Raw genomic sequence first — 24717 nt, forward strand, 5'->3', positions numbered from 1 at the left:
ACTAACAATCGAGACCATGACACAGCCTAATAACTTAGTTGAACAGTACGGACCGCGCGACACCATGGAGTATGACGTGGTGATCGTTGGCGGTGGCCCCGCAGGCTTGGCGGCGGCAATCCGCCTGAAGCAGCTGGCCGCTGAAAAGAGCCAGGAAGTGTCCGTCTGCGTGCTGGAAAAAGGCGGCGAACTGGGCGCGCATATCCTGTCCGGCGCCATCATGGACCCGAAAGCGCTAACCGAACTTATTCCGAATTGGAAAGAACTGGGCGCGCCCCTGAACACGGCAGTGACGGAAGACCGCATTCTGTTCCTGACGGAAACCAAAGCCTACAAGACACCGAACTTCGCCGTGCCGGCCTGCTTTGAAAACCACGGCAACTATATTGTCTCGCTGGGCAATGTGGTGCGCTGGATGGGCCAGCAGGCGGAAAACCTGGGCGTGGAAATCTTCCCGGGCTTCCCTGCCGCGGAAATCCTCTACAACGACGATGGCTCCGTGAAAGGCGTGGCAACCGGCAATATGGGTGTCAAGCGCGACGGCGAACCGGGTCCCGACTTCCAGCTGGGCATGGAATTGCACGCCAAGTACACCTTGTTCGCCGAAGGCGCGCGCGGCCACCTGGGCAAGCAATTGATGGCCAAGTATGACTTGAACGCCGGCAAAGACCCTCAATCGTACGGCATCGGCATCAAGGAATTGTGGGAAATCGACCCGGCACAGCACAAGCCGGGCCTGGTGATCCACTCGACGGGCTGGCCGCTGGACGCGAAGACCTATGGCGGCTCCTTCCTGTATCACCTGGAAAACAATCAGGTCATGGTCGGTTATGTGGTCGGCCTCAATTACGAGAATCCCTACTTGTCGCCGTACGAGGAATTCCAGCGTTATAAAACGCATCCGGAAATCCGCAAGTTCTTCGAAGGCGGCAAGCGCATTTCGTACGGCGCGCGCGCGATCACGGCTGGCGGCCTGCAATCGCTGCCAAAGCTCGTGTTCGCCGGCGGCGCGCTGATCGGCTGCGATGCGGGCTTTTTGAACATGAGCCGCATCAAGGGCAGCCACGCAGCCATCAAGAGCGGCATGCTGGCGGCGGACGCGGCCTTCGGCGCGCTGGGCGAACAGCGCCAGCACGACGAACTGTCCAGCTACCCTGTTGCTTTTGAACAATCCTGGCTGCATGAAGAGCTGCACGTGGCGCGCAACGTCAAGCCTTGGCTGTCGAAAGGCCTGTACCTGGGCAGCCTGATGACGGGCATCGACCAGATCCTCTTCCGCGGCAAGGCGCCCTGGACCCTGCACCACACGCATGGCGACCACGAATGTCTGAAGCCGGCGGCCCAGTCGAAAAAGATCGTGTATCCGAAACCCGATGGCAAGCTGACCTTCGACAAGATGTCGTCCGTCTTCATTTCCAACACGAACCACGCGGAAGACCAGCCCATCCATCTGACCTTGAAAAACGCCAGCGTGCCCGTCGACGTCAACCTGGCCACGTATGCGGGTCCGGAGGCACGTTACTGTCCTGCCGGCGTGTACGAGTTCGTGAAAAACGACGACGGCGCCGAACGCCTGCAGATCAATGCGCAAAACTGCGTGCACTGCAAAACCTGCGACATCAAGGACCCGACGCAAAATATCGTGTGGGTGACGCCGGAAGGTGGGGGCGGACCGAATTATCCGAATATGTAAGCTTGTAGTTTGGCGTGCCTTGCCATTAAGTCAACGGCAAGGCATGCACCTTCAGCAACGACTGCCGTGACCTTACAGATACTTGTCGCCGGCCAGGCGGCTGCGTATCGTTTTTGCCGGCACGCCATAACTGACGCACAGATCGGCCACGGGCCGCGTCACCACGGCACCGGCGCCTACCACGCAATGACTGCCGATGCGCATGCGCTGCAGCAACAAGGCGCCCATGCCCAGGGCGCTGCACGTGCCAATGAAACTGCTGCCGCCTGTCGCAGCAGCAGGCGCCAGGCTGGAAAATGCCTCCATTACAGAATCATGGTCCAGCGAGGCGCGCGTGTTGACGATACAGCCCTGCCCGACGTCGCAGCCGGGATTGATTACCGCCCCCGCCATCACCACGCAGCCAGCACCGATGCGCACGGCCCTGGCGACGCTTGCCTGCGGATGCACGGCGCTGACAAATGGCAGTTCGGGGCACAAGGCCGCCACGCGAGCGGTCACGCCGGCCCGTACAAAGTTGTCTCCAATGGCCACCAGCACCCCCGCCACAGCGAGCTTTTCCACCAGCACCGGCAAATCAGGCTCGGCGCCAAGGACGCGATAGCCCGAGGTTTCCTCACCGACCGTGCGAAACGCATCGATCAAGCCGGCAATGCGAAAGAGCCCCTGGCGTTCGACCACGTCAATCACGACCTTTGCGTGGCCCGACGAGCCAATAATTAGAATATTGTGCATATCTCAGTTGAAAAGTGAACGATATCGGGCAGCGGCTATCCTCCAGGGTAGCCTCGAATCCCGGGCATCATACCAGTAGTCCGGCGCAAGGCATCCCGCCCATCCGGCGCCCAGCATCTTAAAACAGCCACTTTCCCCCACGCTTTGACCAGCCAGCAACACCAAGTTTGCATTGCGACAGCATTCCTGAATAAATTCCACCTGGAAAGTTTCTCAGAGGCACTTCCACCAGTTACAATTCCCTTTACTAAATATTTTAACTGCCGCCCGCCCATGAACGCAAACGCCCTTCCCGCAGTGCCCCTCGACGCCGAATTACAGCAGGCAATCACCGAACACCAGGCTGGCCGCTACGCCGAGGCGGAGGAGCTTTACCTGGCAATTTTGCAGGCGCAGCCGTATCACGCCATTGCCAACCACAATATGGGCTTGCTGGCGGGACAGGTCGGGCAATACCAGGCCGGCTTGCCATATCTGCACAAGGCGCTGTCGGTCAACCCCGACGAAGGCCAGTTCTGGCTATCGTATGCGGATGGCTTGCTCAAGGCGGGCGAACGCGAACAGGCGCTGGAGATCGTCACGGCGGCCATCGCGCGCGGCCTCGATAACGAACAGTCGCAGGGCTTGCGCAGCCGCATCGAAACGGCGATTGCAAGCACGCCGACAGCGCAGGAAACGCAGCACGTCATTGCGCTGTATCAAGCCGGCCACCATGCCGAACTGGAAGTGACCAGCTACGCCCTGACGCAGCGCTATCCCGACTCGGACTTTGCCTGGAGCGTGCTGGGCACCGCCCTGCAATTACAGGGCAAGGATGCTTTCGAGGCCCTGCAAAAAACCGCGCAACTGGCGCCCAACGATGCCGAAGCGCATGGCAATCTGGGCACAGCATGGCAGGAACGAGGCATGTACGCGCAAGCGATCAACAGTTATACCCGGGCGCTGGAACTGAATCCGGACTTTGTCGAGGCGCACGGCAACCTGGCGGCGGCGCTGCAGGCGCAAGGCAAGCTGGAGCAGGCCGAGCAGGCGTACCGGCAAGCGCTGGCGTTGCGCCCCGATTACGCCAAGGGACATTTCAATCTCGGCAATACTCTGCAAACGATGCAGCGCAGCGCCGAAGCCATCGCTTGCTATCGACGCGCGCTGGCCCTGCTGCCAGGCGACGCCGAAATCTATCTGAACCTGGGCAACGCCCAGCAAAACCTGCAGCAATGGCAAGCAGCCATTGTCAGCTATCGGGCCGTGCTGCAATTGGCGCCCCACACGACGGGGGCGCATGCCAATCTGGCCGCCGCGCTGCATGAAGCTAAAGACTACGCGGGCGCCGTGGCCAGCTACCGGCACGCCATCGAATTGCATCCCGACGACGCCAAGTTGCACAACAACATGGGTCGCGCCCTCCAGTCGCTGGAGCAGCCTGAGCAAGCCATCGCCGCGTACGAACAGGCGATCGCGCTCGATGGCAGCTTCGCACAGGCGCTGAGCAATATGGGATTGCTTCAATGCAAACAAAAGAATTACACGGCGGCCGTCGAGTACTGCGCCAGAGTACTGCGCCTGCAGCCGGACGATGCGCAAGCCTGCGGCCAGCTCGCCATCGCCTACGGCGCGGCCGAAGACCGCGACAATGCACTGAAATACTTCCAGCAAGCCATCGATCTGGCCCCAGCCAGCGCCGCGAACCACAGGCAGCTGGCCGATTACTACAGCACCATCAAGCGCTATCCCCTTGCGGTGGAGGCATACCGCCGTACCCTGGAACTCGATTCCGGCGATAGCGAAACGCATAACCACCTGGGCGTCGCCCTGCAAGAGCTGGAGCAATACGACGCCGCTGCCGCCGCCTATGAGCGCGCGCTCGAACTGGAACCGAAAAACACTTCGGCGCTGTGTAATTTGGGCTCGACGCGGCAGGCACAGAATCAATTGGAACACGCCAAGCACACGTATCTGGCCGCGCTCGATATCGACCCCGCATTCGAGCGCGCGCACTTCGCACTTGGCAATTGCTACGTGCTGATGAACGAACCCCTGCTGGCGCTGGAGTGCTATCACAAGACACTGGAAATCAATCCCGACTATCGTGATGCCTACGTCAACATCAGCGCCACTTTCAGCAATATCGGCAGGATAGAAGAAGCCATTGCAACCTGCCGCAAGGGTCTGGCCGTCTGCCCGCTGTGGGAAACCCTGTTCAGCAACTACCTGTTCCTGTTATCGCATAGCACCGAGATCGATCCCCAGGCACTCTTTGCGGAGCATCAGCGCTTCAGCGACACCTTTGAAACGCACATCGCCAAGGGACACGCGAGTCACGGCAATATCCGCGACCCGCTGCGCACGCTGAAAGTCGGCTTCGTGTCAGGTGACCTGCACAACCATCCAGTCCCGCATTTCCTCATTCCAATACTAGAAAATATCGCCGATGATGCCCGGTTGTCACTGTATGCTTATCACAACAATCCGCATAACGACGATATCACGAAACGCCTGCGGGAAGTCATTCCCCACTGGCGCCAGGTCGAGCACCTGTCCGATCCGGACCTGGGCCAGCTGATCCGCGACGATGGCATCGACATCCTGATCGATTTGTCCGGCCACACGGGCAAGAACCGGCTGCTCATGTTTGCCGCTAAGCCCGCCCCTATCCAGGCCAGCTGGATCGGCTACCCGCTCACAACGGGACTGCAATCGATCGATTACTATCTGAGCGATCAGTTCTTCACGCCACCGGGCGAATTGGGCGACCAATTCTCCGAGAAACTGTTGCTGCTCCCCGCCTGCGTGCCATTCCTGCCGTCCAAGGTTGCTCCCAGCATTCAGCCCGCGCCCGTATTGTCAAATGGCTACATCACGTTTGGCAGTTTCAACCGCACCAATAAAATCAATCGCCAGGTCATCGCGCGCTGGGCCAGGGTGCTGCGCGCCGTCCCCGACGCCAAAATGATCGTGGCTGCCATGCCGAAGTCGGAAGCGCCGCCACAACTGGCGGCCTGGTTCGCGGAAGAAGGCATTGCGCCGGAGCGCCTGACCTTCGAAGGGCGCACGGGCATGGCACAATTCATGGCCCTCCATCACCGCATCGATATCTGCCTTGATGCCTTCCCGTATTGCGGCAGCACGACGACGCTGCATGCGCTGTGGATGGGCGTGCCCACGCTCACGACGGCAGGCCCTACCATGCCTAGCCGCGCCGGCAACATGATCTTGCGCCAGGTCGAACTCGATGACTTCATCGCCACCGACGAAGACGATTTCGTGCGCAAGAGCATGGCCATGGCGGCTAACCCCATGTTGCTGGGCGCTTACCGCTTCAGCATGCGGCACCGGCTGGAGCGCTCGACCCTGGGCCGGCCCAAACTGATCACAGAAGGACTGGAAAATGGCTTGCGCATCATCTGGCAACGCTGGTGCGAAGGCTTGCCGCCAATGTCGTTTGAAGCACCCGTGGCAGTGCCCAACCCGCCGATCGGATTATGATGAGCGCTCCAAAAAACAAACCGGTCTATGTCACCCAGCCCCTGCTGCCGCCGCTGGAGGATTTCCTGCCGTATCTGGAAGCGATCTGGGACAACAAGATCCTGACCAATGGCGGCCCCTTCCACCAGCAACTGGAACAGGCGCTGTGCGACTACCTGGGCGTCAAGCATATCTGCCTGTTCGCCAATGGCACGCTGGCATTGATGACGGCCTTGCAGGCGCTGCGCATCAACGGTGAAGTCATCACGACGCCGTATTCGTTTGTCGCCACCGCCCATTCGTTGCTGTGGAATAATATCAAGCCCGTCTTTGCCGACATCGAACCGCACAGCCTGAACCTCGACCCGACCAGGATCGAGGCGGCCATCACGCCGCAGACCACTGCCATCATGCCCGTGCACTGCTACGGCCGGCCATGCGACATCGAAGCCATCGAGAAAATTGCCGACAACTACAACCTGAAGGTAATCTACGATGCGGCGCACGCGTTTGGCGTGCGCCACCGCGGTGGCAGCGTGCTCAATCACGGCGACCTTTCCGTGATCAGCTTTCACGCCACCAAAATTTTCAACACCTTCGAAGGCGGCGCCATCGTCTGCCCCGACGCCAAGACCAAGCAACGCATCGACCATCTGAAAAACTTCGGCTTCGTCGATGAAGTCACGGTGGTGGCGGCAGGCATCAATGGCAAGATGAGCGAGATCAATGCCGCCTTCGGCTTGCTGCAGCTCAAGGGCATCGACGGCGCGCGTCAAAAGCGCAAGGCGATCGATGCGCATTATCGACGGCAGCTGGCTGGCATCGATGGCATCAGCTGCCTGCAGCAGGGCGAAGGCGAGGCGGCAAATCACGCGTATTTTCCCATCCTGGTCGGCCCCGGCTACCCGCTGTCGCGCGATGCCCTGTTCCAGCTGCTGCGCGACCAGGAAATCTACGCGCGCCGCTACTTTTACCCGCTCATCAGCGACTTCCCCATGTATCGCGGCATGCCGTCCGCGGCGCACGCCAATCTGCCCGTGGCGCGGCTGGCGTCATCGCAGGTGATCTGCTTGCCGATCTATCCGGATCTGGAGATGGCAACCGTAGACGCCATTATCGCGATGATCGCCGCCCCCGCACAGCAACAAGCATTGATACGGAACATTGCTTGATGCACATTTCCACCGAAACCAATTTTTCCGGCGTGGCGGAAAACCATCCGTGGTCGGCTCATTTCACGGTACTGGGCTACGCGGATGGCGCCATCAGCACCCTACCCCATCGGTTTTTTCGCGACTGGCTGGACCAGGAACCGACGAGCGGCCACTTCTACATCGGGCGCGGCTCCTGTTTCGGCGTCGGTTCATTCGTGAAATATGACAGCGGACAGCAAAGCCTGTGCGTGGGACGCTATGTGGCCGGCGGCTCACGCCTGAGTTTCATCCTCAATGGCCAGCACGAAATGCGCACGATCTCGACGTACATGCTGTCGATCCTCGGCGGCGGCTTGAAAAATGCACCGCCGCCACAGTATGCCGACACGGTGATCAAGAACGATGTCTGGATCGGCGACGAAGTGATGGTGCTGGGCGGCAGCGTGATCGAAAACGGCTGCGTCATCGGCGCCCGCTCGCTGCTGCCGCCGAATTTCCGCTCGGAACCCTATGGCATTTATGCGGGTTCGCCGGCGCGCCTGATCCGCCACCGCTTCACGGAAAAAGTCCGTGCCGCGCTGCAGGAGCTGGCCTGGTGGGAAATGCCGCTGGCCTGGGTGCGCGACAATAACGCCATGTTTCTGGAAGATCTGTGCGGCGACGAAGCGAAGGCATTGCTGGTCATCGATATCCTGAAGAGCAGCCGCCAGCAATGGGAGGCGGAACACGGCGGCGTGGTGGACTGAACATGCGGCAGCTTGCCACTCGACAAAGAAAAAATAAATTTCCACACGGCATTTAATAAAGGGGAAGGAATGGTCGTCTTGTACTGGTAGGAGCAGATAAACCGTCGCTCCTCACCATAACCACCCAATTAGGAATGACACCATGCTGAGTCTTCACACCAACGCTGCTTCCCTGTCGGCACAAAATTCGATCTCGAATACCCAATCCAAACTGTCGACTTCGATGACGCGCCTGAGCACCGGCTTCCGCATCAATTCGGCCATGGACGACGCTGCCGGCCTGCAAATCGCCACCCGCCTGAAAGCACAAACCAGCGGCATGACCGTGGCGATGAACAACACGCAAAACAGCACCTCGCTGCTGCAAACGGCTGAAGGCGCGTTCGCTGAAGTCACCAACATGCTGGTGCGCATGAAAGACTTGGCTACCCAAGCTTCCGATGCCTCGTCGACCGCCAACGACAAGACCGCCATGCAAGCTGAATACAATGCATTGGGTCAAGAACTGTACAACGTCATGACCAACACCACGTTCGGCGGCACCAAGCTGCTGGGCGACGGTAGCGGCGCAGCCAAGGGCACGCTGTCGACCTCGATGACGTTCCAGATCGGTGCAAGCTCGACCGAAAAAATGAGCTTCGACGTGTCCGGCAACCTGTCCACGTTGAATACCGCCCTGAGCGGCCTGAGCGCGAACTTCTCCAGCGGCGCATCGACTGGCGCAACGGAACTGACCGCCACCGCCAACGCCACAATCGGCCTGCTGGCGACCGCCATCGACAGCGTCAGCACCGTGCGTTCGGCACTGGGCGCGACGGCTAACCGTCTGGACCACGTCAACACCAACTTGTCGAACATCGCCACCAACACCAAAGCCGCTACCGGCCGCATCATGGACACCGACTTCGCTACCGAAAGCTCGAACATGACGTCGTCGCAAATGCTGCTGCAAGCTGGCACCGCGATGCTGAAACAAAGCAACAGCATGTCCTCGATGGTCATGTCCCTGCTGCAATAATATGGACTTGGCCGCTCGCGGCCAGCCTCTCGAAGCCAGACTCCGGTCTGGTTTTTTTTCGTCTGTACCTTGCGCAAGCATGCCGCAAGGCCGGCCGTACGGCCCCGAGGAACAACAAATACCATTTATTTTCAAAAATTTCCTTAAAGCATTTAATTAAGGTGACCGCACGGTCGTCTTGTACTGATAGGAGCAGATAAATCGTCGCTCCTCACCGTAACCACCCAATTAGGAATGACACCATGCTGAGCCTTCACACCAACGCTGCCTCCCTGTCGGCACAAAATTCGATCTCGAATACCCAATCCAAGCTGTCGACCTCGATGACGCGCCTGAGCACCGGTTTCCGCATCAATTCGGCCATGGACGACGCTGCCGGCCTGCAAATCGCCACCCGCCTGAAAGCACAAACCAGCGGCATGACCGTGGCGATGAACAACACGCAAAACAGCACCTCGCTGCTGCAAACGGCTGAAGGCGCGTTCGCTGAAGTCACCAACATGCTGGTGCGCATGAAAGACTTGGCTACCCAAGCTTCCGATGCCTCGTCGACCGCCAACGACAAGACCGCCATGCAAGCTGAATACAATGCATTGGGTCAAGAACTGTACAACGTCATGACCAACACCACGTTCGGCGGCACCAAGCTGCTGGGCGACGGCGCGGCTGCTGCCTCCGGCACGCTGTCGACGTCGATGACGTTCCAGATCGGTGCAAGCTCGACCGAAAAAATGAGCTTTGACGTTTCCGGCAACCTGACCGCGCTGAACGCAGCCCTGACCGGCCTGAGCAAAAACTTCTCGTCGGCCGCATCGACCGGTGCCACGGAACTGACTGCTACCGCCAACGCCACCATCGGCCTGCTGGCGACCGCCATCGACAGCGTCAGCACCGTGCGTTCGGCACTGGGCGCGACGGCTAACCGTCTGGACCACGTCAACACCAACTTGTCGAACATCGCCACCAACACCAAAGCCGCTACCGGCCGCATCATGGACACCGACTTCGCTACCGAAAGCTCGAACATGACGTCGTCGCAAATGCTGCTGCAAGCTGGCACCGCGATGCTGAAACAAAGCAACAGCATGTCCTCGATGGTCATGTCCCTGCTGCAATAATATGGACTTGGCCGCTTGCGGCCAGCTTCTCCAAGCCAGACTCCGGTCTGGTTTTTTTTCGTCCGCAATGTCATGCATTTACCGCATATTGAACTAAATTGCCATCACGTTTAACGATGTTGCCGGCATAGTCGCCTATACAAGGTAGAACACAGAACAATCGTCCACTGGAGCCGCCGCGTGCTGAGCATTCATACCAATACTGCCGCACTGTCAGCCCAGCGGGCCATGGGCTGGGCCCAGCAGCTGCTGTCGACGTCGATGACGCGCCTCTCCACGGGCTTTCGCATCAACTCAGCCATGGACGATGCGGCCGGCTTGCAGATCGCCACCAGGCTGAGCGCCCAGACCAGCGGCATGGCAGTGGCCATGCGCAACACGCAAAACAGCACCTCGCTGCTGCAAACGGCCGAAGGCGCGTTTGGCGAAGTCAGCGCCATGCTGGTGCGCATGAAGGACCTGGCCACCCAGGCAGCGGACGCCTCGTCGAACCAGAAAGACCGCGACGCCATGCAAGGCGAATATGACGCACTGGGTGCCGAGCTGTACAACGTGATGACGAACACCCGCTATGGCGGCACCTTATTGCTGGGCAACGGCAGCGCTGGCAAAGGTACCCTGTCGCAAGCCATGACGTTCCAGATCGGCGCCACCGGCAGCGAGACCATGCAATTCAACGTGGCGGGCGACATGGCTGGCCTGGATGCGGCACTGCAAGCGATCTCCGTCAATTTTGCGCCAGGCGTCACGCCCGGCAGCGAATTTACCAGCAACAGCAGCGCCAACGGCATGATCGACTTGCTGGCGGCGGCCGTCGACAAAGTCGGCAGCGTGCGCTCGGCGCTGGGCGCCACCGCGAACCGGCTCGGGCATGTCTACAATAACCTGGCCAACATGGTCACCCATACCAGGGCCGCCATCGGTCGCATCATGGATGTCGACTACGCGGCCGAAAGCGCCAACATGACCTCGGCGCAAATGCTGCTGCAAGCGAGTACGGCCATGCTCAAGCAAAGCCAGAGCATGAGCAAACTGATTCTTTCTTTACTACAATAGTTACCGGCAGGGCGCGATGGCGGATCTGATTAATATGTATCAGCAGGAAGCAATGGCATGGCGATAGACCGCATTTCATCGGGCAACCCGGTGCCCCTGATTACCCAGCGCTTCGACGTCAGCCCCGCGACGCCGATGGTGCCCGGCGTGGTCCAGCCGCTGGTGCCCATCGGGCCTTACATGGCGCCCGCGCCCGACGCCGGCACCCTGCCCGCCCAGCTGCAGCAACAGAATACCCTGGCGTCCCTCATCAAGCCCAACGCCGATGGCGCCGGCGGCGCCATGCCGCGCGACAGCAGCGCCATGCAGGTCAATCAACTGTTCTTCACGCGCCAGCTGGTATGGCAGCCGCCCGACGCGGCGCAGCTGGCCGCCTCGTGGCGCGTGATGGTCAAGACGTATGGCGAGCACTATGCCGCCCTGCAGGAACAGGCGCGCGGCCAGCACGTACCGGGCAATCTATTCATGGCCGAACAACAACCGGCCCTGCTGCGCGAAGGTGCCCGTCCGCCTTTGAGCGTCGACAGCGAAGCGTGGCGCTTTGCCGTGTATGGCTGGGGCGGCCAACGCCTGCTGCTGCGCGTGCTGGCCGGCGACGAGGACGAGGATGCGCCGCACAGGCGGCGCGGCAAGGTGGCGCTGCGCGTCGAACTGCTGATTGCCGGCATCGGCCGGGTAGTGATCCAGATGGAGCCGGCTGGCGATGGGGTGCTGCTGGAACTGGCGGCCGATGAAGACAGCGCCTTGCGCCACTTGCGCCTGGCCCTGCCCGAGATTGCCGACGCCGTGCGGCGCGCGGGCCTGCGCGTGGTGCGCTGCCGCCTGAACCGCCAGTTGCATGCGCAGCGCGTGCACGGCAATTACCCGATGCAGGCGGGTGCCGCCTCGCTATCGCTGCCCCTGTTTCGCGCCATGGCCGAAGTGGCACTGCTGCTGACGCAACCGCCGGCGGAAGCGGCGGCCAATCCCGACGCGCCCGCGGCTCCTCCTGCCGAAGCCGAAGAGGAAACCATCATCGTCTCGAAGGAAGTGGCGGCGCCGCTCGGTTACGACTATGGCGACGAGGAAGACGCGGCGCAAGGCAGCAGCGTGCTGCTGCTGGCCGATGGCCAGCAGCACGACCTGCTGCCACCCATCGACGAGCAGGATTGATGCAGGAGGATTGATGCAACATAAGAAAACGGCGCCCGCAGCGCCGTTTTTGTTATTTATCCTACCGTTTACCCCACCGTGCCGATGATGCTCACTTCGCGGTTTTCCGGAATTTCGTTATACGACAGCACGTGCAAGCCCGGCGCGAACAGGCGCGCATAGCGGGCCAGCAGCGGACGGATCTGCGGCAGCACCAGCAGCAGCGGCGGCGTCGCTTGCTGCTTCATTTGCTCGCGCGCCACCGGCATGTTCACCTGCAGCTGCGACAGCAGATGCGGGTCGATCGGATAATTATCCAGCGTCACCTTGCCCGACTGGCGCGCCTGGTTCAGCGAACCGAGCAGCATGTTTTCCAGCTCGCCGCCCAGGTTAAACGCCTGCATTTCCATCTTCTGGCCAAACAGGCCGCTGACGATCTGGCGCCGCAGGGCGCAGCGCACTTCGGCCGCCAACAGGATCGGGTCCTTCGTCGTTTCCGAACTGTCGAGCAAGGTGGTAGCGATGGGCACGATATCCTTCAGTGACACGTTTTCTGCCAGCAAGACGCGGAACACGCGCAGCAGCTGCGTGTGCGTGAGCGCCTTGTCCAGCGCGCCGGCCAGCTTGGGCGACAGGGCCGTCAGGCGCTCCATCATGTTGGAGACATCTTCATGGCGGAACAGTTCCGGCAAGTATTCGCGCACCATTTTCGACAAGTGCGTGGCGATCACGCTGGGCGCCTCGATGACCTGGTAACCGAGGCCCAGCGCATGCGCCTTTTCACTCGGTTCTATCCAGGTGACGGGCATGCCGTAAGCCGGTTCGATGCCGGGAATGCCATCGAGCTGGCCATACACGTTCGGCGACGGGATCGCCATCAGGCGGTCGGCCTGCACTTCCGCCTGCGCCACCACGGTGCCGGACAGCACGATGGCGTACTGCGACGGTTTCAGGGCCAGGTCGTCACGCACGCCGATGTTCGGCAGCAGCAAGCCCATTGCTTCGGACAGACTCTGGCGCACGCCCTTGACGCGCTTGTTCAAGGGTTCGCCTTGTGTCTTGTCCACCATGCCGACCAGTTTATAGCCGAGCATCACCATCAGCGGCTGCACGGCAGGCAGTTGCTGCCACTCCAGTTCGGCCGGGCGCTCGTCGCGCAAGGCCGCCTCGATGGCCGCCATGCCGGCCGCATCGGGCCCTTTCACGCGCTTGGTCAGGCGCCACGCCACGAAGGCCAGCACGGCGGCAAAGGTCATGAACATGAACCACGGCATGCCCGGAATCAATGCCAGCGCCACCATCATGCCGGACGCGCTGTAGATCACCGTTGGCGAAGTCAGTACCTGGCCCGCCACTTGCTGTTCGAAGTCGCCCGAATCGCTGATGCGGGTAACGAGAATGGCGGCCGCGGCCGACAGCAGCAGTGCCGGGATCTGCGCCACCAGGCCATCACCGATGGTCAGCAGTGCATATTGACGGAAAGCATCGCCAAACGACAGGTCGTGCATCAGCGAGCCGATGGCCACGCCACCGACCATATTGATGATCAGGATCAGGATACTGGCGACGGCATCACCGCGCACGAACTTCGACGCGCCGTCCATGGCGCCATAGAAATCGGCTTCAGCGGCAACATCCTTGCGGCGGATCTGGGCTTTTTCCTGGTTGATCAGACCGGCGTTCAGGTCGGCATCGATGGCCATCTGCTTGCCCGGCAAGGCATCGAGGGTAAAGCGCGCGGAGACTTCCGAGATGCGCTCGGCACCCTTGGTGACGACGGCAAAGTTGATGATCATCAAGATCACAAAGACCACGATACCGACGACGAAGTTACCACCGATCACCACGTTACCAAAGGCCTCGATCACTTTACCGGCCGCGTCCGCACCCGTATGGCCGTGCAGCAGCACCACGCGCGTGGACGCCACGTTCAACGTCAGCCTGAGCATGGTGGTAGCCAGGATCACCGTCGGGAAGACGGAGAAATCGAGCGGCCGCTTGGCCGACACGCTGACCAGGATGACGATCAGAGCCAGCACGATATTGAAAGTGAACAAGATATCGAGCAGCACCGGCGGCAGCGGCAAGATGATCATCGCCAGGATCACCAGCAGGAACAGCGGCGTGGCGAACTTGTGGCGGCGCATTTCGGCAACCACTCTGTTCAGTAAATTCATGAAGGTACTACCTCGCTCAAATGAGATGGCACGACCACCTCGGTGGGAAATGGGGGCTGGGCGGCACGCTGCCCAGTACGGAATGCTTTCAGCTGCAGTATGTAGTTGAGCACCTGCGACACGGCCTGGTACAGCTGCACGGGAATCTGCTGCTGCACCTGGCTGGTGTTGTAGATGGCGCGCGCCAGCGGCGGCAACTCCAGCGTTTCGATATGATGTTCCTTCGCCACTTGCCGGATATACAGCGCCATCTCGTCGACGCCCTTGGCAACGACAAACGGCGCCTCGGCGCGATCCTGGTCATACTTTAGTGCAACGGCGTAATGCTCGGGATTGACGATCACCACGTCGGCGTCGGGCACGGTCTTGCGCACGCTGCGCCGGCCGATCTGCTGCTGCAACTGGCGGATGCGCTGGCGCACTTCGGGCCGGCCTTCGCTGCTCTTGTGCTCTTCCTTGACATCCTGCTTGCTCATGCGCTGGTTGCGGGCAAAGAAGAAAGCCTGGGCCGGCACGTCGATGATGGCGAACAGAACGAAGACGGAAATGAGCGCCATCAAGCCATCAAGCATCAGCGCCGAACCATCGAGCATGGCTTGCTGCAGCGGTCTGTGTTGCAAGTCCACATACTGCCTCAGGCTGGAACGGCTCACATGCACGAGCACCATGCCCAGCACGGCGGCCTTGGCGATGGACAAGCCGAATTCAAAACCATGCTTGGGCGCAAACAAGCGGCCCAGGTTCTTGGCCGGGCTCAGGCGCTCCATCTTCGGCATCCAGTTCTTCGTACTGATGACCCAGCCGCCGGGGATCAAGGAACCGAGCACGACGAACAAGGGCACGCAGAACAGCGGTACGATCATCTTGATCAGCAAGCCTACCGACGTGGTAAACGCCATCGACATGGCATTTTCCAGCGCACCCTTGCTGTCGAGCGGCATGAAAGCCATGGCGAACAGCTCACGAAAGCTTTGCAGGTAGCCCGGCAGCAAATAAATGAAGACCTTCATGCTGATCAGAATGCCCAGCGCCGTCGACAGGTCGCGCGAACGCACCACCTGCCCTTCCTGGCGCGATTTCTTCAGCTTCTGCGCTGAGGCCTTTTCTGTCTTGTCGCCAGTGCTGCTATCCGCCATGGGCCACCCGCATCTGTTCCTGGAGCATGTCGAGCACGCGGTTGGTCATGGCGATATAGTGCTCGGGGATAAAGCGCACGATCTGTATCAGCATCAGCAGGCCGAACATGGTGATCATGGAAAAACCCAGCGAAAACAGGTTCAGCGACGGCGCCACGCGGTTCAAAAAGCCGAAACCGAGTTGCACCACCATGGTGGAAAAAACGATGGGCAAGGCCAGCAACATGGCGGCGGCGAAGATCCACGCCACGTTATACGCCACCGTTTGCAGCAGCAGCGGTCCGTAGCCCTGCCCCACGGGCCAGGCCGTGAAACTGGCGCCGATCACGCCCGCCAGCACCAGATGGCCGTCGATGGCAAAAAATACGATCATGCACATGATGGTGAGTAAACCCGTGATCACGTCCGACGAGGTGCCGTTGAGCGGATCGTTCATGACGGCCATGGAAAAGCCCACCTGGCTCGACACCAGATAGCCGAGCACCGACATGACGGACATGGCAAAGTGGAAGGCCAGGCCGAGGACGAAGCCGATGATGGCCTGCTCCAGGGTGGCGACGACGGCGTGCAGGGAAAACGGATCGATTTTCAACAAGTCTTGCGAGATGCCCGACGCCTGCATCACGGGCAGCATCAGGATCGCCAGCACCAGCGACAGCAGCACCCGCACGGGGACGGGCACCATGGCATCGCCGATCACGGGCGAGGCGCTGAGCATGGCCAGGATGCGGCAGAACGGCCACCACACGGCCAGCAGAAACGGCAGCACCTGATTGAAAATCTGATCCATGGGCGCGCCGCGCTATCCGACCAGGGTGGCCGCGCGCTGAAAAATGGATACGCAATAATCCATCAGGTAACCGGCCATCCAGCGTCCGGCCAGAATCAGGGCCAGCAGGGTGACCAGCAGGCGCGGCAGGAAACTCATGGTCTGTTCATTGATCGAAGTGGCCGCCTGCACCAGCGCAACCAGCAAGCCCATGAGCAAACCCGGCACGACCAGGATCACCACCAGCAGCATGACGACATGCAGCGCTTCGATGATCAGGTCGACGGCGACTTCAGGCGTAAACATCGATCAATAGCCCTGTATGCTGGTAACTAAGGTGTTGACGGTCAGGGTCCAGCCGTCGACCAGCACGAACAGCAGCAGCTTGAACGGCAAGGAAATCACCAGCGGCGATAGCATCATCATTCCCATGGCCATCAGTACGGACGCCACCACCAGGTCGATGATGAGGAACGGTATGAACAGCATGCAGCCGATCTGGAACGCCGTCTTGAGTTCGGACAACACAAACGCCGCCAGCTTGACCGTAAAACTATGGTCTTGCGGGCGCATGCTCGACGGTTCTCCAGCCAGATGCGCGATCTGCGCCAGCGCGGCCTTGCTCGTCTGCGCCAGCATGAAGCGCGAAATCGGCACTTCGGCGATCTTTAGCGCTTCCTGCATGCCGATCTGGTCGCGGTCGTAGGGCACGAACGCGTCCTTCCACACCTGGTCGCCGATGGGGCGCATGACCAGCAAGGTGAGAATCAGGGCGATGCCCGTGACGATGCGGTTGGGCAAGCCCTGCTGCAGGCCCAGGGCCTGGCGCAGCAGGGACAGCACGATGACGAAGCGGGTAAAGCTGGTCATCATCATGACCATCACGGGCAGCAGCCCGAGCAGGGTCATGACGACCAGGATCTGCATCTTCACCGACAGGTCGGTCTTCGCGCCCGGCACCACGCCGGACAACAAATCCTGCGCCCCGGCCACGCTGCAGCACAGCATCATAGCGGGGACAGCCAGCGCGGCAGCCAGCGCACCGCGGCGCCGGCTCAAACCGGGTACCGCCAGCTTCATGCTGTCATCAGGTCGAGATTGAGGCCGTCGAGGTCGATGACTTTCAGGCCATAGTTCTCGCCGGCCACCACGACTTCGGCACGGCCGATCGGCGTGCCGTTGACCTTGATCACCAGCGGTTCGCCGGCCAGCATGTCGAGTTCGATCACGCTTTCCGGGCCGATGGCCATCAGTTCTTCCAGCGAAATGCGGGCCGAGCCCACTTCCAGGGTCAGGGTAACGGGAATCTTGCGCATCATCTGCGGAATATCGCGGCGCGCGCGGGTGCTGGCCACGTCGGACACGTCGCCCTGGTCGATGATCATGTCATCGCCCAGGTCTTCCAGCAGGGTTTCGCTCTGGTTGGTATCGGTCATATTCATATTATTCGACATCTTCAAATGAGGTTAAACAGAGCTTGCCCTTGTGTTCGGAAACAGCCGCGGTAAATAAACGGGAGTCGTCCAGCATGACGTCGGTGCGGCTCAGGCTGACGGGAATCACGTCACCCACGCGCAGGTCGAACAAGGCGCCCAGCTGCACCTGCTTGCTGACGAGCCGGCCTTCCAGGGTCACTTGCAGGCGCGAAGCGAGCGGGCGCACGCTGCCACGCAAGGCTTTCTTCGCCTGCGCGCGCTCGGGCAGCAAGCCGCGCAGCACGTCGGCCATCAGGCGCTTGTCCAGCGAGAACCAGAAATGGCCGCTCTGCCCGGCCTCGACGTCGCTGAGCGCCACGCTGACGATCCAGCTGCCGCGCGGCGGGTGCACGCCGGACTGCACGGCGACCTCGGCACTGGTGTCGATGTCGCTGCTTTTGCCCAGCGTTTGCAGGTTCTTGTGGATGCGGGAGAACAAACTGCTCACTAACTGTTGTCCCAACACCACAGCGAGACGCTCTTCCGTGGCCGTCACGCGCACCTGCGCCGGATCGGGCAGCACACCCTTGGCGCCGGCACTACCGTAGCGATAGTTCAGTACGCTCAAGAGTATCTGCCGTTCGAGCGTAAAACCCGTCTGGCCGGCCGGCGTGGAAAAACTCAGCCAGCGATTTACGCTGTCCTCGTTTTCCACGCGCGACAAAGTCACGCCATCGATCTGGAAATTACCCCAGTAGCGACGGCTCATCGGCTGGCGCAGGGCCACGGCCAGGTCGTCGCGCAGCTGGGCGCCGAATACATGCAGCAAATGGACAGGACGTCCAAGCAGACAGGAATCGAGGACTTGATGGCGCACAGTTTGATCTGTCTTGGTAATGATTGTCATGTAGTGGTCATGTCGGTATTGCGGTGGCAGAACAAATTATACGGATCGCCCGAAATTAAATACAGCATCATCTTGGCCTTGCCGACAGGTCCGCAAGCAAACGATTGCGCATCGTATCGCATCCTAGATGACTACGGTGCTGAACAATACATGAAAAAGCTGAATATTGCCATGTATCAATATTCCTTGAGGCAATCCTCTCTTTACTTTATAGTTGCCTGCAGGTAAGCTTACGGTGACAAAATAGTGATTTGCAGTGCGCCATTCCGCTTACCTGATTCCGGTTTTTATGGCAGTTTTCAGTCCTTTATATTGCCACCAGCAGAAACTTTTATCAGATAAATATTAGTTGTCATGGCTATGTAAATCATGTCGGCGTGGGTTAGCTGAGTTTATTTGAGTCTGCTTGAGCGGATGGAGTGGCAACTGATAAAACTGATGTGCCCTGCGGATCGGGCCTGGCAGGATGGCAGTCACATGCACTACTGCCGGATTGGCAACACCAGTAATTCTGATTGATACGTCACCGCATATTGAAAGTAGAGGGCAAGATGAGCAATGAACTCGCAGGTCTGATCAAGGCCGATCTGGCAGCACTGAGCAATGACGCGCGCGCCCTGGGCGCCAGCATCGCGCCCGCCGCCCAGTTCGGCGCGCCGGAACAATCCGGTTTTTCCTTTGCGCAAAGCATGAAAGACGCCATCGGCAAGGTCAATGGTGACGACCGCCTGGCGGCGCAGAAAATGAGCGACGTCGACAGTGGCAAGAGTGACGACATGGTCGGCGCCATGCTGGCTAGCCAGGAAGCAAGCCTGTCCTTCTCCATGTTGATGCAAGTGCGCAACAAGGTCATGGGCGCCGTCGATGAGCTCATCAAACTGCCTCTGTAATCTTCACGTCCTGATCCACGCCCAGCCTCCCAGCGAAAGTTACCCCAAGTGATTACCCCCATGAAGTCCGCATTTGCGCGCTGGCGCCTTGGTGCCCAGCCCGCCATTCCGCCCGCCCTGCTGAAAAACCTGGTTCCCATCGTCGTGTTGGCCATCGGCATCACCGCCATGGTGACCATGTATGCCTGGCGCGACCAGGCCAACTACAAGCCGGTGTTTGGCGCGCGCGAAAAAGTGGCCGTGACGGACATGATGGCCACCCTGGACGCCGAACACATTCCCTACCGTTTGCATCCGGACAGCGGCCAAGTGCTGGTGCCCGACGCCATGCTGGGCAAGGTGCGCATGCTGCTCGCCTCGAAAGGCGTGACGGCGCAGCTGCCGGCCGGCCTGGAACTGATGGACAAGAATGACCCGCTGGGCGTATCGCAATTCGTGCAGGACGTGCGCTTCCGCCGCGGCCTGGAAGGCGAGTTGGCGCAAAGCATCATGACGATGGACGCGATCGCTTCGGCGCGCGTCCATCTGTCGATTGCCAAGTCGACCTCGTTTGTCGCCAGCGACGGCGACAAATCGTCGGCCTCCGTGGTGGTGGCGCTGAAACCGGGCCGCACCCTGGCGCCGGAACAGATCGCCGCCGTCATCAACATGGTGGCCGGCAGCGTCGCCAGTCTGGCGCCTACGCGCGTGAGCCTGGTCGACCAGGGCGGCAACCTACTGTCTTCGCACGTTGACCTGACGGACGGCTTCGACGCCTCGGCCGCCGGCAATGAAGGCGCGAAACGTTTCCAGGATGAAATCCGCCGCAACGTGACGGGCTTGCTGGGACCCGTCATCGGCGAAGACAACTTCAAGCTCAGCGTAACGGCCGCCGTGAACAACGACCGGGTGGACGAAACGCTGGAAAAATACGGCGAAGCCCCGAAAGTGACCAGCGAAGCGATGCGCGAAGAGCAGGAACGCAACCGCACCGTGGCCGGCATTCCCGGCAGCCTGTCGAACCGGCCGCCAGCAGCGGCCGTGCCGGCACCGGCCGACGCCGCTGGCGCCGCGCCGGCCGATGGCGCACCGAAACCGTCCGACGATGGCACGGCCCGCAAGAACGCCACCACGCGCCAGTACGCGTATGACCGCAGCATCACGCAGATCAAGCGCAGTCGTGGCCGCCTGGAAAAACTCAGTGTGGCCGTCGTCCTCAACAGCGCCGCCGCACCGAATCCGAAAACCGGCTGGACCTCTGCCGAACTGGGCAATATTGAAAAAATGCTGAGCAGCGGCCTGGGCATCAACGCCCAGCGCGGCGACAGCCTGAGCCTGACGGCGCTGGCCTTCCCGGCCAAGCCGCCCGTGGCGCAGTGGTGGGAAGAGCGTGACACCGTCGTCGATTTCAGCAGCTGGCTGCTGTACGCCCTGGGTGCCGTGCTCGGCTACTTCCTGATCCTGCGCCCACTGCTGCGCCTGCTGACCACGCGCCTGGCGCCGCCGGCACTGAAACAGCTCGATCCGGCCCTGGCACTGGGCGGCAGCAGCGCCGCCGGCGCGAATGGCGCGGCGACCGCCGGCGCGCCTGCGCTGGGCGTGAATGGCAGCCCGCTGGCGCTCGAAGGCGAAGCCAGCGCTGGCAACATGCCGGTCGTGCCGCTGCTGGAAAACTATGACTTGCCACCACCAGGTTCGGCGGTCGACGTAATGGTCAACCATCTGAAAGTGCTGGCGGAAAAAGAACCCGAGCGTGTCGCCGAAGTCGTCAAACAATGGATGCAGAAAAATGGCCGAACTCAACAACAGTAATCCCTCCGACGGCGCCGAATACGACAGCGCCAGCCTGAATCCCGTGGAACAGGCTGCCATCGTGCTGCTGAGCATAGGCGAAGAACAGGCCGCCAATGTGCTGCGCTGCCTGTCGCGCGAAGAATTGCTCGAAGTCACGCAAGTGATGTCGCGCATGAGCGGCATCAAGGTCGAATCCGTGAAAACGGCCATGCAGACCTTCTTCGACGACTACCGCCAGCAAAGCGGCGTGCACGGCGCCTCGCGCAGCTACCTGAAGCGCTCGCTGGACATGGCGCTGGGCAGCGATATCGCAAATAGCGTGCTGAACAACATTTACGGCGACGCCATCCGTCCCAAAATGGCGCGCCTGCAGTGGGCCTCGCCGAAATGGCTGGCCGAATACATCGTCAACGAGCATGTGCAGATGCAAGCCGTGTTCCTGGCCTTTTTGCCGCCCGCGCTGGCGGGCCAGATCCTCGACGCCCTGCCCGTCGAAGGCCGCGACCTGGTCTTGCTGAACCTGGCGCGCCTGGACGAGATCGACCGCGACCTGCTGGTCGAGCTCGACGAACTGGTGGGCCGCTGCCTGGGCACGCTGGACACGCAAAGCACCAGCGTGGAAGGCATCCGCCAGGCTGCCGAGATTCTCAACCGCATGCCGGGCAACCGCGCCGCGCTGGTTGAACTGCTGCGCGCGCACGACCCGGACGTGGTCTCGGAAATCGAACTGAGCATGTACGACTTCCTGATCCTGTCCACGCAGAGCGATGTTACGCTCACACGCATCCTGGAAGACGTGCCGATGGAACAGTGGGCCATCGCCCTGAAGGGCGCGGAACCGGCTATCCGCGACGCCGTGCTGAAAACCATGCCGCGCCGCCAGGCACAAAGCTTCGAAGACATGATGCGCCGTTCCGGCCCCGTGCCTTTGAGCCGTATCGAACAGACGCGCCAGGAAATCATGGCCACCGTCAAGGGCCTCGCCGATGCGGGCGAGATCGAAGTGCAACTGTTTGCTGAAGCGGTGATCGAATGAAACACTTCCGCTCGTATCGTTTCCCGCCCCTGTCGCAATTCATCGCCGCCGGCCAGCGCGCCTCCAACGAGGATACGGACGGCCAGTGGCAGGCATCCGTCTCGGAAGGTTTCGAGCAGGGCCAGCGCGACGGCTACGAAGTGGGCCTGGTGCAAGGCCAGCAGGACGGCTACGACACCGGACGCAGCGATGGCGTGGCGCAGGGCCGCGAAGAAGGCCGCAATGAAACCCTGGTGGCGCTGGACCGCCTGGCACGCCCCGTCGACGCCATCCTGCGCGACCTGAAAAAAGTACGCGCCGATTACCGCGAAGCGCAGCGCAAGGAAGTCGTCGACCTGGTGGCCAAGGTGGCGCGCCAAGTGATCCGCGCCGAACTGGCGCTGCAACCGGTGCAATTGCTGGCCCTGGTCGACGAGACCCTGGCCTCGATGCCGCCGACGCGCGAAGAAATCGATGTCTTCCTCAATCCGGAAGAATTGAAACGCATCAGCGAACTCGATCCGAAGCGCGCCAAGCGCTGGAACCTGATCGCCGACGCGCGCCTCGACGCGGGTGAATGCCGCATCAAGGCGGGCGACAATGAAGTCGACGCGGGCTGCCATCAGCGCTTGTCGGCCTGCATGGAACAAGTCAGCAGCCACCTGGCGCTGGCCGCCGAACACGCGGACCAGGGCGCGCCTGCATGATCGCCGACACGCTGCGCAGCTTCGAGATCGGCGATATTCCGGTCGCGACACCGACCGGACGCCTGGTCGGCGCGTCCGGCTTGCTGCTGGAAAGCGCCGGCTGCCGCCTGCACACGGGCCAGCGTTGTCAAATTGAAACTGTAAGCGGCGAGTGGCTCGATGCGCAAGTCGTCGGTTTCCGCGAAAAGCTGTCCTACCTGATGCCGTTCAAGAAGGCCACGGGACTGACCACGGGCGCGCGCGTGCTGCCTCTGCCCGACAAGGCCAGCCTGCAGATCGGCCCCTCGTGGCTGGGGCGCATGGTGAATGGCCTGGGTGAGCCAATCGATGACCTGGGCCGCCTCGGCGGCGAACACATCCTGGAAGTCACGCCGCCAAAAATCAATCCCCTGAAGAAACAACCGGTGGTCGAGCCGCTGGACGTGGGCGTGCGGGCGATTAACAGCATGCTGACCCTGGGCAAGGGCCAGCGCGTGGGCCTGATGGCCGGTTCCGGCGTGGGCAAGAGCGTGCTGCTGGGCCTGATCACGCGCCAGACGGTGGCCGATGTCGTCGTCGTCGGCCTGATCGGCGAACGGGGCCGCGAAGTGCGCGAATTCGTCGAAAAGTCGCTCGGCGCCGAAGGCTTGAAAAAGGCCGTGCTGGTGATCGCGCCGGCCGATGAATCGCCCTTGATGCGCATCATGGCCACCGAACTGTGTCATTCTATTGCCGCGCATTACCGCGACCAGGGCAAGCACGTGCTGCTGCTGGTCGACTCGCTGACGCGCTATGCGATGGCCTTGCGCGAAGTGGCGCTGGCCCTGGGCGAGCCGCCGGCCACGCGCGGCTACCCGCCGTCGGTCTTTTCGAACTTGCCGCAACTGGTGGAAAGCGCCGGCAATGGCGCCCACCCGGAAGGCAGCATGAGCGCCATCTACACGGTGCTGGCCGAGGGCGACGACCAGCAAGACCCGGTGGTCGATACGGCGCGCGCAATTCTCGACGGGCACATCGTGCTCACGCGCGAACTGGCCGAGCGGGGTCACTACCCCGCCATCGACATCGCCGCCTCGATCAGCCGCTGCATGGCGCAAGTGATTACGCCTGAGCACATGCAGGCGGCGCGCGCGCTGAAGGCGTCGATGGCGCGCCATGCGCGCGTGCGCGACCTGATCCCGCTGGGCGCCTACGTGCCCGGCGCCGACCCGATCACCGACCGCGCCGTCCAGCTGCACACGCCCATCGAAGCCTTCCTGTGCCAGGGCACCAAGGAAGAGGCGCCGATGGGACCGTGCATCGAACAACTTGAACAGATCATGGCCTAGGAGCATATGTGAGCGACGCGCATACCATCCGCAACCTGACCACCCTGGTCGGCCTGCGCAGCACCGAAGTGGAACGCCTGCAAGGCGAAATGGCGGCGCAGACGGCCGTGCGCGAGCGCTATCAGAAAAACCTGGAGCGCCTGACGGGCCTGTACACGGAGAGCGGCCCCAGCGGCGCCCTGCCTCTGGCCCTATCCGTCAATTGCGGCAACTTCAAACAAGCCGTGATGCAGATGGCCGACCAGCACCGTACCGACCTGCACTTGCACGAAGCCAACATGGCCGTTTCGCAACGCGCGCTGAATACGGCCTGGGCCAAGCGCGAGGTGCTGGACCAGGTGCTGACGCAAAAACAAAAACATGTTGCAAATGAGCAACAACGTGTCGATGCCAAGCGGCAAGACGAGCTGGCGACGCAGTTCTGGTTCCGCGGGCAGGTAAAATGAAGCTTGTGTAAGTTTCTTTCAGGAAAACTTCACGAAACGGGAATGGGGGTCGCCTTATACCG

General features: G+C 61.2%; 22 protein-coding genes. 14 read left to right on the forward strand and 8 right to left on the reverse strand.

Annotated elements, in window-relative coordinates; all coding sequences use genetic code 11:
• Positions 1–16: 16 nt before the first annotated feature.
• Complete coding sequence (locus ACQ4W7_RS07795; protein ID WP_426072931.1) at positions 17–1693, forward strand: electron transfer flavoprotein-ubiquinone oxidoreductase; 1677 nt, start codon at positions 17–19, stop codon at positions 1691–1693.
• A 72-nt stretch (positions 1694–1765) separates the two neighbouring features.
• Here the strand turns inward: ACQ4W7_RS07795 and ACQ4W7_RS07800 are convergent, their stop codons facing one another.
• Positions 1766–2428, reverse strand: coding sequence for an acetyltransferase (locus tag ACQ4W7_RS07800; RefSeq protein ID WP_426072932.1), 663 nt, complete (start codon positions 2426–2428; stop codon positions 1766–1768).
• Between the two features lie 273 nt (positions 2429–2701).
• On the opposite strand from ACQ4W7_RS07800, the gene ACQ4W7_RS07805 reads away from it, so the two are divergent.
• The 7 genes from ACQ4W7_RS07805 (at position 2702) to ACQ4W7_RS07835 (ending at position 12134) form a co-directional block, all read left to right on the forward strand.
• A complete protein-coding gene (locus ACQ4W7_RS07805) occupies positions 2702–5911 on the forward strand; it encodes a tetratricopeptide repeat protein (RefSeq protein ID WP_436529616.1) in 3210 nt (1069 codons plus the stop codon).
• Positions 5911–7062: a DegT/DnrJ/EryC1/StrS family aminotransferase gene (locus ACQ4W7_RS07810; RefSeq protein ID WP_436529618.1), complete on the forward strand. Its 1152-nt coding sequence runs from the start codon at positions 5911–5913 to the stop codon at positions 7060–7062. The genes ACQ4W7_RS07805 and ACQ4W7_RS07810 overlap by 1 nt, the downstream gene beginning before the upstream one ends.
• Positions 7062–7790 carry an LbetaH domain-containing protein gene (locus tag ACQ4W7_RS07815; protein WP_426072935.1) on the forward strand — a complete coding sequence of 243 codons (729 nt, stop codon included), beginning with the start codon at positions 7062–7064 and terminating at the stop codon, positions 7788–7790. Before ACQ4W7_RS07810 ends, ACQ4W7_RS07815 begins: the two co-directional genes overlap by 1 nt.
• Before the next feature lie 142 nt (positions 7791–7932).
• Entirely contained in the window at positions 7933–8808 is an 876-nt protein-coding gene (locus tag ACQ4W7_RS07820; RefSeq protein WP_152283217.1) for a flagellin N-terminal helical domain-containing protein, read from the forward strand.
• 242 nt (positions 8809–9050) lie between these two features.
• Positions 9051–9926 (forward strand): flagellin N-terminal helical domain-containing protein, encoded by an 876-nt coding sequence (locus ACQ4W7_RS07825; protein ID WP_152255272.1) that lies wholly within the window; start codon positions 9051–9053, stop codon positions 9924–9926.
• Positions 9927–10106: 180 nt separating this feature from the next.
• Positions 10107–10982: a flagellin N-terminal helical domain-containing protein gene (locus ACQ4W7_RS07830; RefSeq protein ID WP_426072936.1), complete on the forward strand. Its 876-nt coding sequence runs from the start codon at positions 10107–10109 to the stop codon at positions 10980–10982.
• 57 nt (positions 10983–11039) lie between these two features.
• The gene (locus ACQ4W7_RS07835; RefSeq protein WP_436529622.1) at positions 11040–12134 is read left to right on the forward strand and encodes a hypothetical protein; all 1095 of its coding nucleotides are present in this window, start codon (positions 11040–11042) and stop codon (positions 12132–12134) included.
• A 68-nt stretch (positions 12135–12202) separates the two neighbouring features.
• Here ACQ4W7_RS07835 and ACQ4W7_RS07840 read toward each other — a convergent pair whose 3' ends face one another.
• The 7 genes from ACQ4W7_RS07840 to ACQ4W7_RS07870 are packed head-to-tail and all read right to left on the reverse strand — an operon-like array spanning position 12203 to position 18517.
• Positions 12203–14290, reverse strand: coding sequence for a flagellar biosynthesis protein FlhA (locus tag ACQ4W7_RS07840; RefSeq protein ID WP_426072938.1), 2088 nt, complete (start codon positions 14288–14290; stop codon positions 12203–12205).
• Positions 14287–15426 carry an EscU/YscU/HrcU family type III secretion system export apparatus switch protein gene (locus tag ACQ4W7_RS07845; RefSeq protein WP_436529624.1) on the reverse strand — a complete coding sequence of 380 codons (1140 nt, stop codon included), beginning with the start codon at positions 15424–15426 and terminating at the stop codon, positions 14287–14289. The genes ACQ4W7_RS07840 and ACQ4W7_RS07845 overlap by 4 nt, the downstream gene beginning before the upstream one ends.
• Positions 15416–16216: a flagellar biosynthetic protein FliR gene (locus tag ACQ4W7_RS07850; protein WP_426072940.1), complete on the reverse strand. Its 801-nt coding sequence runs from the start codon at positions 16214–16216 to the stop codon at positions 15416–15418. The genes ACQ4W7_RS07845 and ACQ4W7_RS07850 overlap by 11 nt, the downstream gene beginning before the upstream one ends.
• 12 nt (positions 16217–16228) lie before the next feature.
• Positions 16229–16501 (reverse strand): flagellar biosynthetic protein FliQ, encoded by a 273-nt coding sequence (locus ACQ4W7_RS07855; protein ID WP_034757874.1) that lies wholly within the window; start codon positions 16499–16501, stop codon positions 16229–16231.
• Positions 16502–16504: 3 nt separating this feature from the next.
• A complete protein-coding gene (gene fliP, locus ACQ4W7_RS07860; RefSeq protein WP_436529627.1) occupies positions 16505–17275 on the reverse strand; it encodes a flagellar type III secretion system pore protein FliP in 771 nt (256 codons plus the stop codon).
• Entirely contained in the window at positions 17272–17637 is a 366-nt protein-coding gene (locus ACQ4W7_RS07865) for a FliM/FliN family flagellar motor switch protein (protein ID WP_046684914.1), read from the reverse strand. The genes fliP and ACQ4W7_RS07865 overlap by 4 nt, the downstream gene beginning before the upstream one ends.
• A gap of 1 nt (position 17638) precedes the next feature.
• Positions 17639–18517, reverse strand: coding sequence for a FliM/FliN family flagellar motor switch protein (locus tag ACQ4W7_RS07870; RefSeq protein ID WP_426072942.1), 879 nt, complete (start codon positions 18515–18517; stop codon positions 17639–17641).
• Positions 18518–19068: 551 nt separating this feature from the next.
• Between ACQ4W7_RS07870 and fliE the strand changes: the two genes are divergently transcribed.
• From fliE to ACQ4W7_RS07900, 6 genes are read left to right on the forward strand one after another with little or no spacing between them, the layout of a single operon-like run.
• Positions 19069–19407, forward strand: coding sequence for a flagellar hook-basal body complex protein FliE (fliE, locus tag ACQ4W7_RS07875; protein WP_034757853.1), 339 nt, complete (start codon positions 19069–19071; stop codon positions 19405–19407).
• Between the two features lie 60 nt (positions 19408–19467).
• Positions 19468–21198 (forward strand): flagellar basal-body MS-ring/collar protein FliF, encoded by a 1731-nt coding sequence (gene fliF / locus ACQ4W7_RS07880; protein ID WP_436529629.1) that lies wholly within the window; start codon positions 19468–19470, stop codon positions 21196–21198.
• Positions 21176–22216, forward strand: coding sequence for a flagellar motor switch protein FliG (locus ACQ4W7_RS07885; protein WP_426072944.1), 1041 nt, complete (start codon positions 21176–21178; stop codon positions 22214–22216). Before fliF ends, ACQ4W7_RS07885 begins: the two co-directional genes overlap by 23 nt.
• Positions 22213–22902, forward strand: a complete 690-nt coding sequence (gene fliH / locus ACQ4W7_RS07890; RefSeq protein ID WP_436529631.1) for a flagellar assembly protein FliH — start codon at positions 22213–22215, stop codon at positions 22900–22902. Before ACQ4W7_RS07885 ends, fliH begins: the two co-directional genes overlap by 4 nt.
• Complete coding sequence (gene fliI / locus ACQ4W7_RS07895) at positions 22899–24209, forward strand: flagellar protein export ATPase FliI (RefSeq protein WP_426072946.1); 1311 nt, start codon at positions 22899–22901, stop codon at positions 24207–24209. The genes fliH and fliI overlap by 4 nt, the downstream gene beginning before the upstream one ends.
• Before the next feature lie 8 nt (positions 24210–24217).
• The gene (locus ACQ4W7_RS07900; RefSeq protein WP_426072947.1) at positions 24218–24655 is read left to right on the forward strand and encodes a flagellar export protein FliJ; all 438 of its coding nucleotides are present in this window, start codon (positions 24218–24220) and stop codon (positions 24653–24655) included.
• Positions 24656–24717: the final 62 nt, after the last annotated feature.

Source organism: Janthinobacterium algoris (genome assembly GCF_051380935.1).
GTDB lineage: Bacteria > Pseudomonadota > Gammaproteobacteria > Burkholderiales > Burkholderiaceae_D > Janthinobacterium.

Bases quoted from the DNA above. Each gene is read 5' to 3' on its own strand.
- ACQ4W7_RS07795 (WP_426072931.1), top strand. From the start codon at position 17: ATGACACAGCCTAATAACTTAGTTGAACAGTACGGACCGCGCGACACC.
- ACQ4W7_RS07800 (WP_426072932.1), bottom strand. From the start codon at position 2,428: ATGCACAATATTCTAATTATTGGCTCGTCGGGCCACGCAAAGGTCGTG.
- ACQ4W7_RS07805 (WP_436529616.1), top strand. From the start codon at position 2,702: ATGAACGCAAACGCCCTTCCCGCAGTGCCCCTCGACGCCGAATTACAG.
- ACQ4W7_RS07810 (WP_436529618.1), top strand. From the start codon at position 5,911: ATGAGCGCTCCAAAAAACAAACCGGTCTATGTCACCCAGCCCCTGCTG.
- ACQ4W7_RS07815 (WP_426072935.1), top strand. From the start codon at position 7,062: ATGCACATTTCCACCGAAACCAATTTTTCCGGCGTGGCGGAAAACCAT.
- ACQ4W7_RS07820 (WP_152283217.1), top strand. From the start codon at position 7,933: ATGCTGAGTCTTCACACCAACGCTGCTTCCCTGTCGGCACAAAATTCG.
- ACQ4W7_RS07825 (WP_152255272.1), top strand. From the start codon at position 9,051: ATGCTGAGCCTTCACACCAACGCTGCCTCCCTGTCGGCACAAAATTCG.
- ACQ4W7_RS07835 (WP_436529622.1), top strand. From the start codon at position 11,040: ATGGCGATAGACCGCATTTCATCGGGCAACCCGGTGCCCCTGATTACC.
- ACQ4W7_RS07840 (WP_426072938.1), bottom strand. From the start codon at position 14,290: ATGAATTTACTGAACAGAGTGGTTGCCGAAATGCGCCGCCACAAGTTC.
- ACQ4W7_RS07845 (WP_436529624.1), bottom strand. From the start codon at position 15,426: ATGGCGGATAGCAGCACTGGCGACAAGACAGAAAAGGCCTCAGCGCAG.
- ACQ4W7_RS07850 (WP_426072940.1), bottom strand. From the start codon at position 16,216: ATGGATCAGATTTTCAATCAGGTGCTGCCGTTTCTGCTGGCCGTGTGG.
- ACQ4W7_RS07855 (WP_034757874.1), bottom strand. From the start codon at position 16,501: ATGTTTACGCCTGAAGTCGCCGTCGACCTGATCATCGAAGCGCTGCAT.
- fliP (WP_436529627.1), bottom strand. From the start codon at position 17,275: ATGAAGCTGGCGGTACCCGGTTTGAGCCGGCGCCGCGGTGCGCTGGCT.
- ACQ4W7_RS07865 (WP_046684914.1), bottom strand. From the start codon at position 17,637: ATGAATATGACCGATACCAACCAGAGCGAAACCCTGCTGGAAGACCTG.
- ACQ4W7_RS07870 (WP_426072942.1), bottom strand. From the start codon at position 18,517: ATGACAATCATTACCAAGACAGATCAAACTGTGCGCCATCAAGTCCTC.
- fliE (WP_034757853.1), top strand. From the start codon at position 19,069: ATGAGCAATGAACTCGCAGGTCTGATCAAGGCCGATCTGGCAGCACTG.
- fliF (WP_436529629.1), top strand. From the start codon at position 19,468: ATGAAGTCCGCATTTGCGCGCTGGCGCCTTGGTGCCCAGCCCGCCATT.
- ACQ4W7_RS07885 (WP_426072944.1), top strand. From the start codon at position 21,176: ATGGCCGAACTCAACAACAGTAATCCCTCCGACGGCGCCGAATACGAC.
- fliH (WP_436529631.1), top strand. From the start codon at position 22,213: ATGAAACACTTCCGCTCGTATCGTTTCCCGCCCCTGTCGCAATTCATC.
- fliI (WP_426072946.1), top strand. From the start codon at position 22,899: ATGATCGCCGACACGCTGCGCAGCTTCGAGATCGGCGATATTCCGGTC.